Origin of the sequence: Lysinibacillus sp. NPDC093210 (assembly GCF_044753985.1) — a bacterium.
GTDB lineage: Bacteria > Bacillota > Bacilli > Bacillales_A > Planococcaceae > Lysinibacillus.
In genome coordinates, this window is sequence record NZ_JBIVOE010000001.1 from 358,768 (window position 1) to 380,922 (window position 22,155).

Consider the following 22,155-nt stretch of genomic DNA (forward strand, 5'->3'; position numbering starts at 1 on the left):
ATTCTCTTTAAGCGTCTTTGCTTCATCTATTAACTTGTAATGTATGAATAATTCGTTTTGCTATTGTCACCATTTCCTGCTGACTTTGCATACTCTCATTGCGAATTTTCTTATAAGCCTCGTCCTCGCTAAGTTTTTCTGATTGCATCAGTAACCCTTTCGCTCGTTCGATTAGTTTCCGCTTTTCTAATTCACTTTGCTTATGCAATATTTCACCGTTCAGACGGTTGAATTTATCGATTTGATGAAATGCCACTTCCAGCGCCGGCAGGACATTTTTCTCAGAAAACGGTTTCATAACATACCCTAAAATATTATCCTGTTTCATGTACAATAACAATTCTTTTTCACTGTAAGCTGATATAAAAAGTACCGGTATACCTAACTGCTGTTCAATAATTTTACTCGCTTTTAAACCATCTAGTTTCGGCATTTTGATATCCATTAAAATCAACTGTGGTTTATGTGTAAAAGCTAGCTCAATCGCTGATTCTCCATTATTTGCTTGAGCAACGACTTCATAGCCATTATCTTCTAGCATAAATTTCAAATCGATCGCGATAAGTGATTCATCTTCGACAATCATTACTTTCCTAGTCATTTAGGATAAATACCTCCTCACTTACAGGAAACTGAATTTGAGTATGTGTACCTTGTTCACTAGGGATAATTGTAAATGTGCCAGCTAAATCATATTCAACAAGCCTTGTAATAATCTCCATTCCAAATGACGCCTTCACCTCATGCATGCCAACGCCGTTGTCGGAAATATGAAGTGAAATATAAGAAGCATCCTGAAGAAATTGAATATCGATTATTCCTTCCTCTCGCTCGATAAAAGCGTACTTTAATGCATTTTGTAGTAGCTCACAAATAATTAATGCGAGTGAAACAGCTTTTTTCGAATGACAATATAGCTGAATATCATCATCGTGGAAGACTAATTGAATGGATTGTGTATTGGTAGTTCCAATCATTTTATGCCCTATCTTTTTAGACAAAGCAATAACGTCAACTTTTTCTTCCGCATTATCCTCATTTTCTAAAATAAGTTCATAGACAGAGGAAATACTATATATTCGATTTAATGCCTCTTGAAAAGCACTTGCATTGGAAGCTGCTAGGTCATTGCGCATTTGCAATCGCAATAGGCTTGTAACCGTTTGTAAATTATTTTTCACACGATGGTGAATTTCTCGTATAGCAAATGTCTTCATCATCAGTTCATTTTCTTTCAGCTTTAACTCTGTCAGATCATGAATAATAAGAAGTGTCACTTTATCATGTTGACTGCGAATTGGAATTTTTTTCACTATAAACGATTTGCGATCAATCGTAATTTCTAAGAAAAAGACATCGTCGCCTTTATCATAGACCTCTTGTAAAAAAGGTAAAATTTTATCCAACGCAATATTGTTAAAATGCTCTAGCCCTGAAAGCTCCGTAATAAAACGGTAGCCTGCTGGATTGCTATAAATCACTTTGTTTTCATGATTTGTGAGAATAATTGACTCTACTAATAAATCAGACACAACAGGAATTGGTTGCGTATTTGGCTCGACGATATGCTCAATTAAAGCAAAAGGCATATTTTGAAAATCATCTTTTGGTGCAGTTTGCATTTTGACCTTTTTTTCTTGAATCAACATGGCAATAACCTGTCCTTCATCATTAAAGACGGGAACAACATTTTGTTCAACGGTTATACCTTCCTGTGTGATTGCTCGGGAAATGGATGATTTTTCTTTATATTTAAAAGCTGCAAATACTGCTGGTTCAAAGCTTTCAAATACGATTTTTCCAATTACTGATTTTTCATATAAACCAATCTCTTTTGTAGGGAATGCCTCTGCCACAACAATTGCATGTGGTAAATTTTCCACCATACAATCTATAAACATATAGCAATCTGTCAATTCCGCATAGTAGGAAAGTGTAGTTTCAAGCTCTACTAACTTCTCGATATCTGTTTCGGATAAGTTTGTATATTTACTACACAGCGTTTGAATGCTCGACAGGTCCACCCCCTATCATAGAATACTCACCAGTAAACGTAACTATTCCTTAAATTTCTTGTCATCATTATAAACCTTTTGCAAAATTATTTTCAAGAAGAAAAATTTTGTTCTTCAATCAATTACATCACATTACAAAGAACTATATAGTTTAAAAGAGAAATATTCAACACTTTTTTTCGATACTATATAAATATCACGATGTTATTATTATTTCAATATATTAAAAAAGCGAGTTTGCATCAATGGCAAACTCGCTTTTTTCTATTTTATTTCTGGTGTCACTGCTAAAATATTTTCAAATGTTTCGCGCTGTTTGGCTTCTTCTTCATTTAACAAAATATGAATATCGCCATGATCGTTAGATGTACGAATTAATCGTCCCATTCCTTGTTGTAGACGCAATTGCATAAATGGTAATTCTACTTCTTCATACGGATTTTCAGCAAATGTCCGTTTTGCGTCAAACAATGGATCATGTGGTGGGAAAGGCAAGTCATAAATAATGACACGTGTCAGTGCTTCTTCAGGTAAATCTAAACCTTCCCATAAATGATAGGAACATAATGTTTTTACAGTACCTTCTTGGAAATCACGTACAATTGCAGATAGTTCACGATCTCCCTCAAATGCAATATACATGCGTTCCATAAGAGGCAATTCTGCTTTAAAGTTTAACATCGCTTGTTTAGATTTAAATAATATTAATGTTTTTTCACCATCTCCCAACAGTTGTTGGACACGAGCAGTTTTATTATTTTGAGATAGTTCATGCAAGTAAATTCTCATCACTGCTTCATAATCAAAAGGTGACGGTACTGAGAATGATTGGTAATTATGAATACCAAGACTATAAGCAATATATGAGAAATCCTTATTGACAGATAATGTTGCAGAAGAAAATACGATTGGAAGCTTTTTCGAGAATAATTTTTCTTCTAAAACCTCTGTAATAAGTCGTGGCATAATGACAAGCGTTTCCTCACCATCTGTTTCCTCTAGCCAGTCAACTGCATCACCCTGCGCTGTAAAAATGCGAAGTGAAGCTTGATATTGCTCCAAATATTCTTCTGCCATATTTAACTCATACTCTGGAATCATATACATTTCTGATTCAAAGACAAATTCCTCAAGTAGTATTTCTACATCTTGAATAAGTTGTTTACCATATTTTAAAAGTGTTGCGGATTTGTTTATACGCTTACGTTCTTCCTCAGAAGCTACAATATCATCACGCAGCTGGTCAAAAAATAGTTCGTGATCGTCTTGTAATTTTTCCATTGCATACAAAGTTCGTTCACGAACACCATCTACCATTAAACGTTCTAATAGTGGAACAATCGTCGTTGCCTGAACTTTGTACGTCATTGCTTTCTGCGCAGCATACTCTAATAAATGTCCTTCATCTAGCACCATCATCGATACTTCTGGGAGTAACGCTAACTGCCCTTCTCGTTCACGCGACTCTTTCGTTGCTAAATGCTCCATCAAAAAGTCTTGCGAGCAAATAATTAAATCCGTTGATTTACGGTAATGTGCACGGTGAAGGGTTTGACCGCAACGATTACGCAGATCACATACAGAACATTGCATAATCGCGTTATAATTCACTTTGTGCCAATCTTCATCACTAACCGTTGGATAATCACTGCGGTCGCCGTATGGTTGCACAGCAATCATCGAGCCTTGTGCATAGACGCCGTCAGGAATTGAAAATGCTATATCATCAATCCACTCATCTGTTTCGACTTTTTCGGCTTCCTCGAAACGCTTTAAGCATAAATATTGATCACGCGATTTCGCTAAACGTACATCAATTTCTAAACCGAGTGTTTTTTGTAATTTATAAATATCGCCGCCCTCTTTAACGAGCTGATCGATTAATGTTTCATCTGCACAGGCTATCAATGCTGGTTTACCTGTATAGCGTGCATAGGATACAGCAGGTAATAAATAGGCAATCGTTTTTCCTGTCCCTACTCCCGCTTCAGCAAATAATACATTTTTCTCTTTTAAAGCCTGTTCAATTTGATAAGCCATAAAAATTTGCTCATCTCGACATTCAAATCCCTTTTCTGGTAATTCATCATAAAGGACGTCTCCCATCCAGTCACCTAATGACTCGAAAAACGAGCGATCCTTCGTTAATGCAAATGGTAAAGATTTACGCAATTGACGTTCCCCCTCATACAATCTGTTCCTATTATACGCGACGAAACGGAAGATAAGAAAAAATCTCACCTTCCGTTACTCTAGTTAGTCTCTTTTAGACTTTTGTCCCCAGTATTGATAATAATTCGTTTCAATAAAACCATTGAATAACTTACGTCTTTTCGTCGATTGACGACCGTACAATTCTTCAAAGTTTTTCATGGAGGACAGCATGTACACTGACCAAGTTGGGTAGTTTTTCATGACTTGACCTAAATCACGAATGACCTGCTCCACCACTTCCACATCACCAATACGTTCACCATATGGTGGATTCCCAATCATAACGCCATCTGTAAGCAGTGTTGTAAAATCACGAGCCTGCATTTGCTTGAACGTAATAATGTCCCCAAAACCTGCTTCTAGGGCATTTTCTTGCGCGATACTCACCATGCGATGATCAATATCTGAACCAATAATCTCAAGTGGTTGATCATAATTGGCTATGCTATCTGCTTCATCTCGAGCTGCTTCCCAAATTTTCGCTTTCATCCACGGCCAACTCTCCGAAATAAATTCACGGTTATAGCCTGGTGCGATATTTTGTCCGAACATTGCTGCTTCTAGAGCAATCGTACCTGACCCACAAAATGGATCTACAAATGGTCGATTCGGATTCCATTTTGAAATCTGAACGAGTGCAGCGGCTAAAGTTTCTTTTAACGGTGCTTCCCCTTGAGCTTGTCGGTAGCCACGCTTATGTAGGCCAGCGCCAGAAGTATCAATGGTAAGTGTAGCCACATCTTTTAAAATTGAAACTTCAATTTTATAAGTTGCACCGGATTCATCTAAAAATCCAAGTCGTTTGTAATGCTGCTTCATGCGTTCTACAATTGCTTTTTTCGTAATTGCTTGGCAATCTGGCACACTAAATAATTTAGACTTTACCGATTTTCCTGACACAGGAAATGATGCGTCTACTGGTAAATATTTTTCCCATGGTAAAGCCTTTACACTTTCAAACAGTTGCTCAAAAGACTTTGCAGGGAATTGTCCTACAACAATTTTTACTCGATCTGCCACACGTAGCCATAAGTTCGTGCGGGCAATGGCCGTTTCATCACCTTCAAAATAAATCTTGCCATTTTCGACTGTCGTTTCGTATCCGAGAGCCTGTACTTCTTGTGCTACAATCGCTTCTAAGCCCATTGCAGCCGTTGCTACTAATTTATAGTTTGCCATACATTATTTCCTTCCTTGATGTTCAATTTCCCAAAACTCGATATACTCCAGCAATTCGGGAAGTGGTAATGGTTTGCTGTAATAATAGCCTTGGATAATATCACAGTTCATTTTCCGTAGTATATCCACTTGTTGCGCTTGTTCTACACCTTCTGCTACAACTTTCATTTTTAGACGATGTGACATTTGAATAATGGCATCTACAACTGCCTGTTTTTCATCGAGCGAACTAATATGTTGAATGAAGCTACGATCAATTTTTAAACAATCGAGTGGGAATCGAACTAAATAGCTCAACGATGAATAGCCTGTACCAAAATCATCAATCGAAATTTTAAAGCCTAGTTGCTTTAGTCGAACGAGCTTGCTAACCGTTTCCGAAGCACTATTCATCACAGTGCGCTCTGTAACTTCTATTTCAAAATTGTTTGCTGACGTGTTATATCGTTCCAATATTGTCTGAATCGACTCTAAAAAATTTTGCTGCTTAAAATGAATGCTTGAGATATTAATTGCAATCGGAATTTTACGACCAAATTGTTGTAATTTAATTACTGCTTCACAAGCCATTTCAATAATGACTTCGCTTAAAGGAATGATAAGACCTGTTTCCTCAGCATATGGAATAAATTCTGCTGGAGATACAAATCCAAGTCTTTCATTATTCCAGCGAACGAGTGCCTCAAGTCCTTGAATATTTTCATTTTCCACAGTAATTTTCGGTTGGAAATGTAGCTCAAATTCGCGATTTTCGATTGCTCTACGTAACTCTGAATCTAGCAATAGGACACGCTGACTGTCAGTTTGCAATTCATCAAAATAAAATGAATAGCTATTAAGTCCATTCTTTTTAGAAAAGGTCATCGCTTTATCTGAACAAGTAATAAGTTGCTCAGACGTCACCCCATCAGCAGGATACATACTAATCCCAATACTCGTGGAGATAAAGATATCTTGTCCATTTATATTCATTGGTTGTTCTATAATTCCAATAATTTGCTCAGCAAATTTCGCAGCTTCTCGAACATTTTTTACATTCGTTAATGTAACGATAAATTCATCTCCGCCGTACCTTGCAATGATATCTTTGTTTTTTAGCAATGTTTGAATACGTTTTGCTGCTTCTACAAGAATCGTATCTCCTACTGCATGACCTAAAGTATCATTTATCTGTTTAAATCTGTCCAAATCAAGGAAATAGACAGCATGCTGTACTGAATGAGAAATAGTAGAAGACGATTCTAGTAGGCTATCCATTCTCTCAATATAAGCAAATCGATTTGATACATCTGTTAAGGAATCTGTTAACAAACGTTTTTCTAGTTCATTTTCTACTATTTTTCTTTCAGAAAGATCTGTGAAAATACCACAATAGTTTGTGATTTCTCCCATATCATTTGTTATGCTAACAATTGTTAACCATTCAGGATACACGTCTCCCGTTTTACGACGATTCCAAATTTCACCTTGCCATATTCCTTCTTGTCGAATCTTTTCCCACATTGTCAAATAGAAGGATAACTCATGTACACCTGACTGCAACACCGCGGGCGTTTTCCCTATCACTTCATCGCGTTTATAGCCTGTAACGAATTCAAATGCTGGATTAACCATCTCTATTTTCTTATGCTTATCCGTAATCATAATGCCTTCAGATACATTTTCAAAAATTTTCTTCAGTAAGGAAGTGGGGTATTTAGAAATCGAATTAATCTTCTCCAGATTATTAATTACTCCGCCCATGTTTCCGCTCCATCCTATCTATCGATACTACCCTTATTTTTAGAAAAGCGCGTTCCTACTTTTTGCGTAGGTATTTATGTCGCGTCCATACGATAACGGTGATGTTATGACTTCGAAGCGTATCGACAGAGGCGCGGCCAACATGGTGTTAGCCTAACCTCAGGCGTATATCGCGCATGACTAGACATCATAAGTAATAGATACAACTTTAATTAGTTCAAAAGAAAAGCTCTCCACCGAATTGGAGAGCGCTTGTTATTTCGTAGTTAAGCATCAAAAAATTCAATAAGCCATGTTTTGTTCCCGAGTACTCAAACAGCTTGCGCCTCGTACGACCGGGCAGTAATCATCTATCTACAGAGCGAACTCTGTCCCTCTATCCGTTCAATTCCTTCAAGAGAGTGCCCCTACCATAATTTGGGTTTCTCACTCGTGGGGTTTACCTCGTTCCACCTTGTATGTTTCCAAACAAGCTTCGTCACTGTGGCACTTTCAGGAAGTGTCAACCATATCAAATAGACTTAGGTCTTCCTTCCGCCGTCAGCTTTAAGCTGCCTTACCTTATTTTTTCAGTAAGCACGAACACTACGGCCATCGCAGAACCGTGTGAGCATGGACTTTCCTCTACGACGTCTAGCGTCGCAGCGATTACTCGAATTTCATGATGATACGAAGATTATACTAGAGTTTTATGATAAATACAATGTATATGATAAAAATTATTCGTAAAGCTTGCTACCAAATACATGTTTTTCTAAATTTGAAAGTCGTTTGAGAATATCAAAGTTGGTTGTACCTGCTGCTGATACGGCAGGTTGCGGTTGTCTCTTTGGCGTATTTTCTATTTCTTCTTTTAGCTGTCTATTCTCTTCTTTCAGTTGAGCAACAACTTTTTCAAACGATTCATAATCTTGAATTATTTCATCAAGAAAAGAATCGACCTCTTCTACATTATAGCCTTTAAAGTTTTTCTTAAATTCTTTTTCAAGAATCATTTTTGAAGTTAATTTAATGTCCATTCACATCGCCCTTCCTCGCACTACATACACGAATTCATTATAGCATATTTCCTAACATTATATCGTCTGAAACCATCAATTGTAAGGCTAAACTTGTCGTTTCTTGCGCTTACCCGGGAAATCATTGCTTATTTCCTAATCTGTGCAACCTCTTTTCCCAAGAAATTGCCCATTTTTGTTTTTGTTCCATTCGCCATTCCTCAGTCGAAGTAATCAATTGTATGCCTTCTAATGTATAATTAAGGGCCTGCTTGTAATCTTTCATTTGATGCTCATAGATCATAGCTAATTGTTCTAAAGCATGCAACTTTTTACGTGGCTCTATAAAGTGGAGTGAAGCTACAAATGCATCAATTGCTTCGTTAAATTGCTTATTTTTTTTATGTTGAATTGCCAAATAAAATTGAGCATTGCCCGCTTCTCGCGCATCAAATTGTGCCGTTACCTTTTCTAATACGTTAACACTTTGGGGGCTCTTCTTAAGATCGGCATACCATTTTCCAATATTCGTATAAGTATTGGCTGATTCATCGCTCGCCTCTTCAAATAATAAGTTAGTAGAATGAACATATAAGGTTATAAGCGATAGCAAATCCCATTCGTTATGAAAAAGGACCTTCATAAGTGCATCAGGCACACCACTTTTCACAGCATCAAGATAAATGATTGGTGCTAAATAGCCAGGGATATCACCTATACGTGAAAAGCCAAGCTTCTCCTCTTCTACTGATTTTAATTTCATGCGCTCCATATCATTTTTCCACAATCGCTTAGAGCTATGCAGTAAATCTATTTGGCGCTGTGTTCGTAATTTAGGCAATACTTTTTGGTTAAGGGTCCAACGTGTTTCAAGTTGTGGCCAATCGAAACTTTTACCATTATACGTAATAATCGTCGCTGTTTTTTGCCAAAGCTTAGATTCAAATAACAGGGCTGCTTCATGCCCTGGATCTGCTAAAACATATTGCGTTAAGACAAAATCATGCTCTGTCAGTTCTAAAAAACCGAGAAGAAAAATTTGTGTCCCAACACCTTTTAATCCAGTCGTTTCTGTATCAAAAAACAGTACTTGCTCACCCATATCTAATGCATAAGGATGTTCAAAATCAGCACCTTGCCATTTTGTTAACGCGTCAAAAAATGACTGCAATTGGTAGTGACCGTGCTGATAATTGAATGGATAATGCACTTGTCGTTTAAAAACGATACCAAATTCATTATCGATACGCGTAAGGCCTGCCTTTTCCCACTGCCCCGCATAGTTAGGAGCGCTCGGCTTTTGAAAGATTTGTTCTTCTTTAGCTACCTGTTTTTCTACTTTTTTTCCTAGCATTTTTTTCATTTGTAGTATTTTATTTTCGTAAGACATTAACTTCACTCATTTTCTGCCTGTAAAATTTTTAATACTTGTGCAAGCTATCTTTTACTTTCGTTTTGCAAATAACCAGTCACATAGATCATAAACCTCGAGTCACTACCGTTCCATATTATCACAGTGAATATATAATGTTTGAAAGGCAATCATCGCATCAATCCAATTTTCATAAACGGCTAATGGTAGTTATCATATAATTTGATATACATGTCTTATCCTGTATCGTGTGACATCATGATTTAAGCCAATGTTATCATACGTGCCCAAATGAATTTTAATGAATGATTTATGCAACGTTTATTTCTCTATGAATGTCTCACTTGCGAATAAGTGTGTATGATTATCATTAATAACTATGTCTATAAGAATAGCGCCTCCATGTAAAGGATTCAAAAATTACGAAGCGCTTATTTTGAGCTATTTAACAATTAGATTGTTTAAATATAAACTTACAGAAGAAGATAGGAATTGCTCCTCTATCTCCCCCAGCATATAGATTCTCTAAACCTATAATTTAAAAGTCTGTATAATTAGTAAAGCACATATTCTCCCTTATGTAAAAAGGGAGAATATGTGCTTTTTCTGTTATCAATTCATTGCACGGTACATCAAGGCAACAAATTATGCACGTGTCACAGGGTCTAAAATAGCCATCAATCATCCCCCAATGCAATTCCTTGTTGTGCTAAGACTGCTAAATAGTTATTACTCCAACGGCATTCGCCTTCGTAGAGTGTTACATTACTTAGTAAAAATCGTTTTTATTACTACTTTCAAACCCTTTATTGTAAACTAATGATTTCCGTTTAACAATTGAAGAAGTTTGACAACTTTACTTTTTGAATTAATGATGGATTCTTGTGGCCCAATACAAGATGGGCAACCAGACTTACAAGGACAGGCTGTAATATGCTGCTGTGCCTTCATCACTAAGTCCTCCCATAAATCATAAACCTTGTCACTTAATCCAATACCACCTGGATACTTATCATAGACAAAAAACGTAGGTTGTTCATTGTGTGTTGCCTTCACTTGTGGCACTACCGCTACATCACTACTATCACATTGAATAAATAATGGTATAAAGGCATTCATCGCATAGGCTGCACCCGTCATAGCATCCGTCAAATCTTCTTCAGTCCATTTTTCCGGCGCTAAAAATGATAGCCATGAAGAACTTGTGTGCATTTCATCTGGTGGGAGGTGAATCGGGCCAGAGCCAATGTTATCATGCGTACCAAAGCGAATTTTTTTAAAGATTGTAGCTTGTGCTACTAATCCTACGTCACCAAAACTAATTGTCCCACCTTGGTAGTTTCGGCTACGATCTTCTTCAAGTACTTTCATTTCCACAGCTAAATTAGCATCCGTGTAATAATCTACATCTACTTCACGCACAAAAGCCTTTTTTTCTTCCCAATCAAGTTTTTCTACTTGGAATTGAATGCCTTGGTGCAAATAGATAGCTTCCTCATGTAATAGTGTCATTGCACTATGACGATCCATTTCTCCAATTACCTTTGTACGTGCAGGTACAGTCATATCGATGATGACAACATTTTCCTGAGATGCTGAACGAAGGCTAATATCATGTGCCGGAAAACGATCATTCATCCAATGCCACTTTTCACTCGTTTTGAAAACAACACCCTCCTCTGCTAAATACTCGAGTAGTTCTTGTATTTCAAATTCTCCATACGAATCATTTGTTGTAAAAGGTAACTCAAAAGCTGCACATTTTAAATGATCCATTAAAATCAACATATTTTCAGGATAGATGCGTGCCTCCTCAGGTTCGCTTCCAAGTAAAAATAGTGGATGATCTACAACGTACTGATCTAGAGCTGTCGATTGTGCTACATAAATAATGAGTGCTTCGTCTTGACGACGCCCAGCACGTCCCGCTTGTTGCCATGCACTCGCAATATTTCCCGGATAACCCGTCATAATGCATGCCTGTAGTTGACCAATGTCTACGCCAAGCTCCAGCGCATTCGTACTCACGACAGTTTGAATTGTTCCATCCCGAAGCCCACGTTCAATAACACGACGCTCAGAGGGTAAATAACCCCCTCGATAGCCACGCACAGATTCATCTTGTAATTTATTGCGAGTCAGTTCCTTTAAATAGGTAACTATCATTTCAACTCGCACTCTACTTTTCGCAAAAATAATTGTTTGAATTCCTGCTGTATATAGCCTTTTTGCCAGATCACTTACCTCTAAAACTGCACTTCGACGTACACCAAAAGTTTTATGGATAATCGGTGGATTATAAAAAAGGAATGTTTTTTTGCCAACTGGTGCTCCTGAATCTGCAATTAACGTTTGCGTCTCGTTCGTTAAATTTTCTGCTAGTTCTTTTGGATTTTTAATGGTTGCAGACGTGCAAATAAACACAGGTTTACTGCCATAAAATTCACAAATGCGTTTCAGTCTTCGAATAACATGCGCTACATGTGAACCAAATACACCCTTATATGTATGTAATTCATCAATAACGATATACTGCAAATTTTCAAAGAGCGACACCCATTTTGTATGATGCGGCAAAATACCTGAGTGCAGCATATCTGGATTCGTCATCACGATATGGCCTGCTTTTCGAACCTTTTGGCGTATACCAGGAGCTGTATCGCCATCATACGTATAGCTTAAAATGTCCTCCCCACTCTGTTCAATCAGTTCATTTAAATCATTTTTCTGATCCTGCGCTAACGCTTTTGTCGGAAAAAGATAAATTGCGCGTGCATTTCGATCTTCTAAAATTTTTTGTAATACAGGTAAATGATAGCAATATGATTTACCTGAGGCGGTCGGTGTAACTGCTGTAAATGATTTGTGGCTTGTCGCCAAATCAAACGCCTCTCGCTGATGTGTATATAATTGCTCGATGCCGCGTGCATGTAATGCTTTGACAAGTGAAGGATGTAAATTTTGAGGAAAAGGAGCAAGTTTAGCATCACGTCCGTCTAAAGTTTGCCAATGAATTATTCGCTCTTTTAGTTCCTCATCATATCGCCACTCATTTAACAGCGCACTAATCGTCCGTTTTTTCGATAGCATCGGTTTGCCCCTCCTTCACTAAGCGATAAAAATTATTTAGCGTATAGGAAGTAGAATGAGTTGCATCTAAAAAACGTTTTTTACTTGTTTCTTTATAAAAAGATTGCACAACAAATTGCTCCATCGATTCAACCGTTGAAGCAATTTGTCCTGAATGCATATATTTCGGTTTGTTTTTTTGAATCCAAGCATTTGCTTCTTGTTGCCACTCTTTCAATAGTTGATGAATCGTATCAGCATGTGGCTTGACCTCTGCAAAAAAGTCTGGCGTACGATCCTCCTCACGCATTTGCCAAAAGCGTGCAACACATTTTTCACATTCATCTATTAATATGGAAGTTTGCTGTATTAGTAACAATTTCGCACCTCATCTCGTATCAAATGTACCTTTAGCATAATTGTGGCGAGCACTTTTCGTTTACAACAATTAACATGTATCAGAACTAAAGATAAGTGCTGACTTTCAGGACTGTGTGCCGATTTCTCTTATTTCACGACATTTATATCCTTCTACCCTGAAAGATTCTCTTCATAATTCCTAACACCCGCTAAAGGCTTTAAATGATTGCATCAAATGAATCATTTTTATTTGTATGAGATTAGTGTACCAAAGTCTATCGTTTTTCACTACTAATAGGCGAACAAGCATTCTTTACTTGCCAGTTCTTTTCTGCTAAGCTTACTTTCTGGCTAACAGATTTGAGCTGCATAAAAAATTGCAGGCTGTGTGCATTGTTTTCCAATGACACTCTCGTTAAAAGTAATTGATTGACTAGATCCAACTGTGCAACTAATTGTCCTAATTTGTTCAATACAACGCCCCCTTTTATCTTTACTTAAGTATTCCTCGCATGTATAAAATAACCTTCATGCGTGACAAAATAAGCGTAAGTTAGCTGAAAGAAGAAGAATTTCGATAAATTTTTAATTGCGACTTCTAATGAGCACTATTTATGGAATTGCTGAAAAAGAATGTTTCCCAACGGTTCTAGGAAAAAAGGGGTGTAACCATTTAACAATTCCAATGGCGAACGCAGTTGTTTTATTGGCGAAATTTCTACTTTAAACAGCGAATCATGCAAATCTATCAGCAATAGTAAACTATCTTTAGCGCCACGTTCTACCTGTGGTGAAGTTATACTGAATCATGGTAAACTATTGTGTATAATAGCAGTATTATAGAAGGTGAGCTAAGTGACAATTCGTTATCCAAATGGTAAAGTCTACACCCCTGCTCCAGCTATTCAAAAAGCTAAGAAAAAGGGGAAAACAAAGGATTTTTCCTATAGTAATCGAGGGAAGACGTTAGAGGATGAAATAAATGAAGCAAACGACTTTTATTTAGAAAGGCAACTTGCTATTATTCATAAGAAACCTGTTCCCGTACAAATCGTCAAAGTAGAGTATCCGTCGCGAAGTGCTGCTGTAATTCGTGAAGCTTATTTCCGAACGCCCTCTACAACTGACTATAATGGCGTTTGGAATGGGCATTATATTGATTTTGATGCTAAGGAAACCGCATCCAAGACGAGCTTTCCATTAAAAAATATACATGGACATCAAATGAAACATATGCAGCAAGTGAAGGAACACAACGGTGTGGCATTTATTATCGTTCGTTTTTCAGCTTTTGAACGTTATTTTTTAGTGCCATACGAAGTTTTACAAAAGGCCTGGCATGCAATGGACAATGGTGAACGAAAATCGATTCCCTTTTCAACCATCGAAAAGGAAGCTTATGAAATTCCAACAAGCTATTATCCACGTATCGATTATTTACCCGTTCTTCAGCAGTTCATTGAAGCAACAAGTCATGGCTCTGAAAGTGAGGAGATAAAAAAATGAGTGAACGTCGTCAAACACGCGGAGAGCATCAAAAGGCTCTCGCTCAAAAAAATAAAAAGAAAGCGCCGAAAGCAGCAAAATCTTCGACCAAAACCTGGTTGAAGCGTATTGTCCTAACGATTCTTATCATAGGAGTGGTTGGCTTGGTCGGCGGAGCAGGTGTTTTTGCTTATTATGCAAGCACTGCACCAGAGCTTAATGAAGATTTACTAAAGGACCCTGTTTCATCTGAGTTTTATGATAAAAACGGTGAAGTTTTCGCCACAATCGGTGCTGAAAACCGAAAATACGTAACATACGATGAAATTCCTGAAGATATGATTAACGCCATTCTAGCAACAGAAGACGTTCGCTTTTTTAAACATCATGGTATGGATTTTTATCGCCTTGGTGGTGCAATACTTGCCAACTTCCGTGATGGCTTTGGGGCACAAGGTGCTTCCACTTTAACACAGCAAGTTGTCAAAAACTCATTTTTACAAAATGAGAAAAAATTAAAACGTAAAGCACAAGAGGCATGGCTTGCATTCCAGCTTGAACGTAAATATTCAAAAGAAGAAATATTTGAAATGTACTTTAATAAAATGTTGATGTCAGGCCGTATCTATGGCTTCGGTACAGCTGCTCAATATTTCTATGGTAAAGAGTTAAAAGATTTAACATTGGATGAAGAAGCACTACTAGCAGGCTTAGTGCAGCGTCCGAACGCTTACAATCCATTAAAAAATCCAGATCTGGCAGAAAAACGACGCAATACAGTTTTAGGCTTAATGTACCAGCATGGAAAAATTACAAAAGCTGAAATGGAAGAAGCGAAAAAAGTTGATGTGCAAGCAGGTCTTGCAGACGACGCTACACGCCAAACATTTGCTGGCTCTAAATACGATGCCTTTCTAGATATCGTTATTAATGAGCTTGAGGAAAATGGTGATGGCACTGCAATGGCTGAGGGCATTAAAGTGTACACAACACTTGATCCAAATGCTCAGCAAATTGTCGAAAACATCATGAATGATGACAGTAATTTCCCGACAGAAAACATTGAATCAGGTGTTGCTGTTGTCGATACAAAAACAGGTCAAATTCAAGCAGTCGGCGGTGGACGAAACTATGGGAACCGCGGCTTTAACTATGCAGATGACTTAGTAATGAATCATCCTGGCTCTACAATGAAACCATTACTAGATTACGGTCCTGCAATTGAATATTTAAAATGGTCAACAGGTCAAACACTTGTCGATGATCCAATGAAATATACAGGTACGAATCAAACCATTACAAACTGGGATGGTAAATATTTTGGTGCTATGACAGCACGGAAAGCTTTATATGCTTCTCGAAATGTGCCCGCTGTTAAAACATTTAAAGAAGTTGGCGCCGATAAAGCGAAAGAGTTTATTGGTCGTTTAGGTATTGATACAGAGAATGTTGTCGAGTCAGATGCCATTGGTGGCGGTAACATTACCTTGTCTCCTATTCAAATGGCAGCATCTTATGCAGCATTTGGGAATAACGGTGTTTACACTGACCCCTATGCCATTACAAAAATTGTTTATCGCGATGGTAAATCATCGAAAGATTATACACCAAAGTCAAATGTTGCCATGGAAGAATATACAGCATACATGGTAACAGACATGTTGCGTGATGTTGTCAGCAATAAACCAGATGCATCTGGTACTGCAGCAAATGTTTCAGGTTTAGATATTGCTGGTAAAACGGGTACAACAAACTATTCAAACGATGAGTTTAACAAATATAATTTACCAAGTACAAGTGTGCCAGATTCTTGGTTTGCTGGTTACACTACCAACTATTCAATTGCTATTTGGAGTGGTTACGAAAAACGTTCTGACCCAATTACAACTTGGGATGAACGCCGATTACCACAAAATTTATTTAAAAATATTATGAGAGATCTTTCTGCGAACATTGAAACAGAACGTTTCAAAAAACCAAGCTCGGTTGTAGAAGCTACGATTGAAGTAGGCTCTAGCCCACTCAAATTAGCAAGTGACTATACACCAAGTGAATTACGTCAAACAGAGCTATTTGTTCGTGGTACAGAACCTACAGAAGTTTCAAATGAATACAAAGCTCCAGAACTTTCTACACCTTACAATGTAAGTGCAAGTTTAGATTTGGCTGGGCAATCTATCAACATTAGCTGGGAACATGATGCGATTCTTGACCCAGAAACGGATGAACCAATGCCGACTACCTTTGAAGTATCTGCTACAAGAGAAGGTGGAGAAACGGTTGTACTTGGAACAACTGAGAGTAAAGGTTTAACGGTTAGCAACACATTAGAAGACGGTAATTACACGATTTCTGTCGTAGCGATTGTGGATGATACGCGAAGTGAACCTGGAACGACATCCTTCCAGATAACGAGTATGCCTGATGAAGATTTAGGTACTGAGGATCCAGATGAACCGGACATTGAGCAACCAACACAGCCTGATCAAGGCAATAATGGTAATCATAACGGTAACAATGGTAACAACGGCAATCACAATGGCAATAACGGAAATGGTAACAATGGCAATAACGGGAATGGCGGTAACAACGGCAACAATAACGGAAGCCAACCTCCTGTTACGCCAACCGACCCTGTAGTGCCAAACGATGATAACGATAATGATGACGGTGAGTAACGATTTAAAAGGTACTCACTAAAATGAAACAGGTGTAGAAAACAAAATGTTTTCTACACCTGTTTTTTCATAATAAAAAGGTTGTCCTCTATATAACTTAAAGGACAACCCATTTTCTATTAATAGTATGTGATTTTTTCGTATGCATCTTCTACGTACTTTTTTCTTCCTTAGTTTTTCGTTGCCTGTAAACGCAAGCGTGCTGTTCGTTTTTTTGTTTCTTTAAATAATTCATCTAATTGACGATAACACGCATATTGACCTGGTTTCGTTTTAATAAAGGTCATACGCTCACCCCCATTAATCGGCATTACTTCTTCACCTGCTTCGATAACTAAACGTTCAAACAACATGATAGCCTCTTCCATGAGTCCTTTTGCTTCCCCGTTACGAGCATCATGGGCAGCATGTATTTGAGCTTCCAGCATTGTCCATTCTGTAAACCATTCATCTATTTTTTCTTTTGATATTGCATCAATGTTCATGCATTCTTCACCAGCCCTTTTTTCAAACGCTTTTGCCCTTCCCGACAATCGTTGAGTAACGGACATGTTTGGCAGTTCGGATTTTGTGCCTTACAATGATAGCGTCCAAAGAAAATTAACTGATGATGGGTTTTCGACCATTTGTTCATTGGTGTTTTCTTCATTATTGTTTCTTCCACTTCAAGCACGGAATCCTTCCAGCGACATAAACCTAATCGTTTCGATACGCGTTCTACATGTGTATCAACGGCAAGTGCTGGAATGTCAAAAGCTACTGACAATACAACATTCGCCGTCTTACGACCAACGCCTGGCAATGTCACGAGCTCTTCACGACTTGCGGGAATTTGCCCATCATATTCAGTTAAAAGTCGCTCACATAGAAGTTGAATATTTTTAGCCTTATTGCGATAAAGACCGATTGAACGAATATCTTGTTGTAGCTCTTCTAAGCTCACTGACAAATAATCTTCTGGCTTTTTATATTTTTGAAACAACGTTTTCGTTACTTTATTGACAAGTACATCCGTACATTGTGCAGATAATAACGTGGCGATTGTCAGCTCGAATGGGTTGTCATGCACAAGTTCACAATGCGCATTAGGAAACATGCGGTCCATTTCAGCTAGACAATGCTCCCACTGTTTTTTTGTTAACATTCCCTAAAAGCCCCCTATTCTCTTTCTTCTAACCAGTTATAAAATGGTACTCTGTTTGTCGACTGTGTTTCTTGCTGTAATGTACGTGCTGGCGGTCTTTTCAAGCTTTGTTTCTCACGGAACTGTTCGCCTTGTTTATGTGCAGCTTGTGGTGTCGTGATATTTTTCTTTTTCCACTCTAATAATATCCGATCAATATAGCGAATACTCAATTTACCAGCAAACACAGCTTCCTTTAACGCCTCTTTAATAAGCGCAGGACTGTGTTTATCCTCATCTAGCCAAAAACCGATTTTTTCTAGCTCTAAAGGAGATAAAAGACGCCCCATTTCCTCTTCAAATAAACGGAATACTTCACCCTCTTCTTGACGAAGTGTAGCTGCGGAATTTTTTTGTTCTTTCATTTCAATCATCTGCAATATACGTTCCCAAAGGGGGTACACCGAATATTTTTCGTATAGCGTGCCATTTGAATCGACATCACGTGTAATCTCAAGAAAGCCCTTTTGCATTAGACGCTGTAAGCGAGAAGTAATATCATTGCTAGGCATCGTAAGACGATTCATCAAATCTGTTGGTGTAGGAAAATCATTTCCTTCCACATGAAAGGCAAGTAAGTGCATCACAATTAGCGCCTCATCATCCTCAATATTTAACTCCTTATAAAACTGAAAAAAGAGCTGAGGAATTTGTATAGTTCTCTGCTCGGTCCATGTACGGAGTCGATTATTTTTTGTATTCATGTAGACATGACTCCTTTTTCTAGTAAGTAGAAAAGCCGCGTAGAAATTTCACTACGCGACTTTTAAATTGTTTACGTTTTTGTTGCTAACCGATTAAGGGTATAAACGGTTTAATAGACGTGGGAATGGAATAGTTTCGCGAATATGCTCTGTTCCAGAAATCCAAGCCACTGTACGTTCTAGCCCTAGACCGAAGCCAGAATGTGGTACTGAGCCTTGTTTACGTAGCTCTAAGTACCATGCATAAGCATCTAATGATAGATTATGTTCCTCAAGACGAGTTTTTAATAGATCATAATCATGAATACGCTCCGAACCACCAATAATTTCACCGTAGCCTTCTGGCGCAATTAAATCGGCACATAATACTACATCATCACGATCTGGATGTGGCTGCATGTAGAATGGTTTAATACCTGTTGGGTAGCACGTAATGAATACAGGTTTGTCGAATGAATTCGCAATTGCTGTTTCATGTGGCGCACCGAAGTCATCACCCCATTCAATGTCATCAAAACCTTGTTCATGTAATAGTTTAATGGCATCATCGTATGAAATACGAGGGAATGGCGCTTTAATATTTTTAAGCGTCGATGTATCACGACCAAGTCGCTCTAATTCTAGAGTACAGTTTGCCAGAACAGACTGCACAATATGTTCCACATATTGTTCTTGTACTTCTAAGTTTTCTTCGAATTCTACAAACGCCATTTCTGGCTCGATCATCCAGAACTCGATTAAGTGACGGCGTGTTTTAGATTTTTCAGCACGGAACGTTGGACCGAATGAAAAAACTTTCCCTAAAGCCATTGCAGCCGCTTCCATATAAAGCTGACCAGATTGAGAAAGGTAGGCATCTTCTTCAAAATATTTTGTGTGGAATAGCTCAGAAGTACCTTCAGGTGCTGATCCAGTTAAAATTGGTGGGTCCATTTTTGTAAAGCCATTGTTGTTGAAAAATTCGTAAGTTGCACGAATAATTTCGTTACGAATTTTCATTACCGCGTGTTGTTTACGAGAACGTAACCATAAGTGGCGGTTATCCATTAAAAATTCAGGACCATGCTCTTTTGGTGTAATTGGGAAATCTGTTGCTGCATGTAACACTTCAATTCCTGTTACTGCTAGCTCACAACCGAAGCTTGAACGTTCGTCAGCTTTCACCTCTCCAATAACGTACATCGAAGTTTCTTGCGTCATACCCTTTGCAATTGCAAAAATTTCTTCGCCTACTTCTTCCTTCACAACAACGCCCTGTACAAAGCCAGAACCATCACGTAGTTGTAAGAAAGCAATTTTACCACTTGAACGTTTGTTAGCTAACCAAGCACCTAGCTTGACTGTTTCTCCGATATGCTGTGGCATATCTTGAATCATAATTTTTTTCATAGAAATCCTCCAAAGTTGGTTAGAAGGATTAGTCTTGCCATTTTGATTTTACAAATGCATCAATACGACGGACTGCCTCTTCCAATAATTCTAAAGATGTAGCATAAGATAATCGCATAGTAGTTGGTGCACCAAAGCCAGAGCCTGGAATCACTGCTACGTTTGCTTCTGTTAAAATATCCGCAGCAAATGCATCTACTGAATCATAGCCAGTATGTGCCATTGCTTCTGCTACATCTGGTAATAAATAAAATGCGCCTTGCGGTTTTAATACATTGAAGCCAGGAATTGCACTAATTTGTGGATAAATTTTCTCAAGGCGAGATTCGAATGCTTGGCGCATTTCTTCTACTGTGTCCTGAGGTCCATTATACGCTTCCACTGTTGCATATTGTGCAGTTGTTGTTGCGTTTGAAGTAGAGTGTGAAGCAAGGTCAGTCATTGGTTTAATAATGTCTGCATCACCTGCTGCATACCCGATTCGCCAGCCTGTCATAGAGTGAGATTTTGCTACACCATTTACTACGATTGTACGTGCTTTCATTGCGTCTGAAAGTTGCGCAATTGAAAAATGCTCAATACCATTGTATACAAGCTTCTCATAAATTTCATCTGACACGATTAAAATATCTTTTTCTTCTGCAACAGCAGCAAGTTCTGCTAGCTCGTCACGAGAATAAATCATACCAGATGGATTGCTTGGCGAGTTAATGATAACTGCTTTTGTTTTATCGGTAACAGCTGCACGTAATTGATCTGCAGTAATTTTATAGCCTTGTTCACGTGTCCCTTCAACATATACTGGCACACCGCCTGCTAGTTTTACTTGTTCTGGATACGATACCCAATAAGGGATAGGGATGATTACTTCATCGCCTTCATTCAAAATTACTTGGAATAAAGTGTAAAGAATATGCTTTGCCCCAACGCCTACGATAACCTCATTCGGTTTATATGTAAGATTGTTGTCGCGTTGAAGTTTATCAATTATAGCTTTCTTAAGCACTGGCAGACCGCCAGCAGGAGTATATTTAGTTAAACCTTTTTCCATAGATTCAATAGCCGCATCTAGAATATTGCGCGGTGTGTTGAAGTCAGGTTCACCAGCGCCTAGTCCTATTACGTCAATACCTTGCTCTTTTAATTCTTTTGCTTTTGCAGTAATTGCTAATGTTGAAGATGGTGTTAAAGTTTTCACTCGGTTTGCTAATAATTTTTTCATTCGGGATCTACTCCTCTTATAAATTCTTAATGCGCTTCCACCAGTCGCCGTCCTTAAATAAAATATAGACATAGTTGAGTTTATCGTGATTATTTAGGTAAGAAATTTCCCAAACAGCCCCTACCTCCTCATAGCCTAACTTCATATGAAGAACCTTTTGGACATTGCCTTCATTTTTAAAAACCGATAATGCTTGCTTTTCCGTAATACCATCTTTCAAAAATACTTCCTGAATGGAATCCTCTTCTAGATTCGTTGGAACAAAGACAGCCTTTTTGTCACCGTATTCGTCTACCCCGAACACAGTAACATACGAATGTTTGCCATTATATGTGTATGACTCCGTGACAATTGCTAGGGCTTTGGCATCAAGCGCCAACTGTTCAGCCTGTTCTTCAATTGAACTAAATGGAGCCTCGGCTTTCCAGAGTACTAAAATACTAATGACAAGTGACAAGGAAACCATAAAGACAGAAATGAAAATCAACCAGTTTTTCATATATTCACCTTATGTTTCACACCTAGCTTTTTTTTCGCTAAGAAT

At 38.0% G+C, this 22,155-nt stretch carries 18 protein-coding genes and 1 other RNA gene; 2 read left to right on the forward strand and 17 right to left on the reverse strand.

Annotated features, from left to right (window positions below):
• Nucleotides 1-22 precede the first annotated feature (22 nt).
• The 11 genes from ACIP9C_RS01800 to ACIP9C_RS01850 form a co-directional block, all read right to left on the reverse strand.
• The gene (locus ACIP9C_RS01800; RefSeq protein ID WP_340825060.1) at nt 23-601 is read right to left on the reverse strand and encodes an ANTAR domain-containing response regulator; all 579 of its coding nucleotides are present in this window, start codon (nt 599-601) and stop codon (nt 23-25) included.
• Complete coding sequence (locus ACIP9C_RS01805; protein WP_401008092.1) at nt 594-2,024, reverse strand: histidine kinase N-terminal domain-containing protein; 1,431 nt, start codon at nt 2,022-2,024, stop codon at nt 594-596. Before ACIP9C_RS01805 ends, ACIP9C_RS01800 begins: the two co-directional genes overlap by 8 nt.
• Before the next feature lie 255 nt (nt 2,025-2,279).
• Entirely contained in the window at nt 2,280-4,187 is a 1,908-nt protein-coding gene (locus ACIP9C_RS01810; RefSeq protein ID WP_401008094.1) for an ATP-dependent DNA helicase, read from the reverse strand.
• Between the two features lie 84 nt (nt 4,188-4,271).
• Complete coding sequence (locus ACIP9C_RS01815; protein WP_401008095.1) at nt 4,272-5,408, reverse strand: THUMP domain-containing class I SAM-dependent RNA methyltransferase; 1,137 nt, start codon at nt 5,406-5,408, stop codon at nt 4,272-4,274.
• A gap of 3 nt (nt 5,409-5,411) precedes the next feature.
• Nucleotides 5,412-7,151, reverse strand: a complete 1,740-nt coding sequence (locus ACIP9C_RS01820; protein WP_401008097.1) for a putative bifunctional diguanylate cyclase/phosphodiesterase — start codon at nt 7,149-7,151, stop codon at nt 5,412-5,414.
• Nucleotides 7,152-7,432: 281 nt separating this feature from the next.
• Nucleotides 7,433-7,811: RNase P RNA component class B (rnpB, locus tag ACIP9C_RS01825), an RNA gene on the reverse strand.
• 59 nt (nt 7,812-7,870) lie between these two features.
• Nucleotides 7,871-8,170, reverse strand: a complete 300-nt coding sequence (gene gpsB, locus ACIP9C_RS01830; RefSeq protein ID WP_172770968.1) for a cell division regulator GpsB — start codon at nt 8,168-8,170, stop codon at nt 7,871-7,873.
• A gap of 121 nt (nt 8,171-8,291) precedes the next feature.
• Nucleotides 8,292-9,539, reverse strand: coding sequence for a ribonuclease H-like domain-containing protein (locus tag ACIP9C_RS01835; RefSeq protein WP_401008099.1), 1,248 nt, complete (start codon nt 9,537-9,539; stop codon nt 8,292-8,294).
• Nucleotides 9,540-10,337: 798 nt separating this feature from the next.
• Nucleotides 10,338-12,611, reverse strand: a complete 2,274-nt coding sequence (locus ACIP9C_RS01840; RefSeq protein WP_401008101.1) for a DEAD/DEAH box helicase — start codon at nt 12,609-12,611, stop codon at nt 10,338-10,340.
• Nucleotides 12,586-12,969 carry a YppE family protein gene (locus ACIP9C_RS01845; RefSeq protein WP_401008103.1) on the reverse strand — a complete coding sequence of 128 codons (384 nt, stop codon included), beginning with the start codon at nt 12,967-12,969 and terminating at the stop codon, nt 12,586-12,588. The genes ACIP9C_RS01840 and ACIP9C_RS01845 overlap by 26 nt, the downstream gene beginning before the upstream one ends.
• Before the next feature lie 256 nt (nt 12,970-13,225).
• Nucleotides 13,226-13,423, reverse strand: a complete 198-nt coding sequence (locus tag ACIP9C_RS01850) for an endonuclease (protein WP_340825073.1) — start codon at nt 13,421-13,423, stop codon at nt 13,226-13,228.
• 382 nt (nt 13,424-13,805) lie between these two features.
• Between ACIP9C_RS01850 and recU the strand changes: the two genes are divergently transcribed.
• Together recU and ACIP9C_RS01860 are read left to right on the forward strand one after the other, a co-directional pair.
• Nucleotides 13,806-14,456: a Holliday junction resolvase RecU gene (recU, locus tag ACIP9C_RS01855; protein ID WP_401008105.1), complete on the forward strand. Its 651-nt coding sequence runs from the start codon at nt 13,806-13,808 to the stop codon at nt 14,454-14,456.
• Complete coding sequence (locus ACIP9C_RS01860) at nt 14,453-17,113, forward strand: PBP1A family penicillin-binding protein (protein ID WP_401008107.1); 2,661 nt, start codon at nt 14,453-14,455, stop codon at nt 17,111-17,113. The genes recU and ACIP9C_RS01860 overlap by 4 nt, the downstream gene beginning before the upstream one ends.
• 170 nt (nt 17,114-17,283) lie before the next feature.
• Here ACIP9C_RS01860 and ACIP9C_RS01865 read toward each other — a convergent pair whose 3' ends face one another.
• The 6 genes from ACIP9C_RS01865 to ACIP9C_RS01890 all read right to left on the reverse strand — a co-directional run bounded on the left by ACIP9C_RS01865 (nt 17,284) and on the right by ACIP9C_RS01890 (nt 22,110).
• A complete protein-coding gene (locus ACIP9C_RS01865; RefSeq protein WP_401008109.1) occupies nt 17,284-17,598 on the reverse strand; it encodes a YpoC family protein in 315 nt (104 codons plus the stop codon).
• Nucleotides 17,595-18,257: an endonuclease III gene (gene nth / locus ACIP9C_RS01870; protein ID WP_401008111.1), complete on the reverse strand. Its 663-nt coding sequence runs from the start codon at nt 18,255-18,257 to the stop codon at nt 17,595-17,597. Before nth ends, ACIP9C_RS01865 begins: the two co-directional genes overlap by 4 nt.
• Nucleotides 18,258-18,271: 14 nt before the next feature.
• Entirely contained in the window at nt 18,272-19,000 is a 729-nt protein-coding gene (locus ACIP9C_RS01875) for a DnaD domain-containing protein (protein WP_401008113.1), read from the reverse strand.
• Nucleotides 19,001-19,093: 93 nt separating this feature from the next.
• Nucleotides 19,094-20,389 (reverse strand): asparagine--tRNA ligase, encoded by a 1,296-nt coding sequence (gene asnS / locus ACIP9C_RS01880; protein ID WP_401008115.1) that lies wholly within the window; start codon nt 20,387-20,389, stop codon nt 19,094-19,096.
• A 28-nt stretch (nt 20,390-20,417) separates the two neighbouring features.
• Nucleotides 20,418-21,611, reverse strand: coding sequence for a pyridoxal phosphate-dependent aminotransferase (locus tag ACIP9C_RS01885; RefSeq protein WP_401008117.1), 1,194 nt, complete (start codon nt 21,609-21,611; stop codon nt 20,418-20,420).
• 16 nt (nt 21,612-21,627) lie between these two features.
• On the reverse strand, nt 21,628-22,110 hold the full coding sequence (locus ACIP9C_RS01890) for a cell wall elongation regulator TseB-like domain-containing protein (protein WP_340825084.1): 483 nt from the start codon (nt 22,108-22,110) through the stop codon (nt 21,628-21,630).
• Nucleotides 22,111-22,155: the final 45 nt, after the last annotated feature.

What these genes read in the sequence shown, in the direction of transcription:
- ACIP9C_RS01800 (WP_340825060.1), bottom strand. Translation starts at nt 601, where the DNA reads ATGACTAGGAAAGTAATGATTGTCGAAGATGAATCACTTATCGCGATC.
- ACIP9C_RS01815 (WP_401008095.1), bottom strand. Translation starts at nt 5,408, where the DNA reads ATGGCAAACTATAAATTAGTAGCAACGGCTGCAATGGGCTTAGAAGCG.
- ACIP9C_RS01820 (WP_401008097.1), bottom strand. Translation starts at nt 7,151, where the DNA reads ATGGGCGGAGTAATTAATAATCTGGAGAAGATTAATTCGATTTCTAAA.
- gpsB (WP_172770968.1), bottom strand. Translation starts at nt 8,170, where the DNA reads ATGGACATTAAATTAACTTCAAAAATGATTCTTGAAAAAGAATTTAAG.
- ACIP9C_RS01835 (WP_401008099.1), bottom strand. Translation starts at nt 9,539, where the DNA reads ATGTCTTACGAAAATAAAATACTACAAATGAAAAAAATGCTAGGAAAA.
- ACIP9C_RS01840 (WP_401008101.1), bottom strand. Translation starts at nt 12,611, where the DNA reads ATGCTATCGAAAAAACGGACGATTAGTGCGCTGTTAAATGAGTGGCGA.
- ACIP9C_RS01860 (WP_401008107.1), top strand. Translation starts at nt 14,453, where the DNA reads ATGAGTGAACGTCGTCAAACACGCGGAGAGCATCAAAAGGCTCTCGCT.
- ACIP9C_RS01865 (WP_401008109.1), bottom strand. Translation starts at nt 17,598, where the DNA reads ATGAACATTGATGCAATATCAAAAGAAAAAATAGATGAATGGTTTACA.
- nth (WP_401008111.1), bottom strand. Translation starts at nt 18,257, where the DNA reads ATGTTAACAAAAAAACAGTGGGAGCATTGTCTAGCTGAAATGGACCGC.
- ACIP9C_RS01875 (WP_401008113.1), bottom strand. Translation starts at nt 19,000, where the DNA reads ATGAATACAAAAAATAATCGACTCCGTACATGGACCGAGCAGAGAACT.
- asnS (WP_401008115.1), bottom strand. Translation starts at nt 20,389, where the DNA reads ATGAAAAAAATTATGATTCAAGATATGCCACAGCATATCGGAGAAACA.
- ACIP9C_RS01885 (WP_401008117.1), bottom strand. Translation starts at nt 21,611, where the DNA reads ATGAAAAAATTATTAGCAAACCGAGTGAAAACTTTAACACCATCTTCA.
- ACIP9C_RS01890 (WP_340825084.1), bottom strand. Translation starts at nt 22,110, where the DNA reads ATGAAAAACTGGTTGATTTTCATTTCTGTCTTTATGGTTTCCTTGTCA.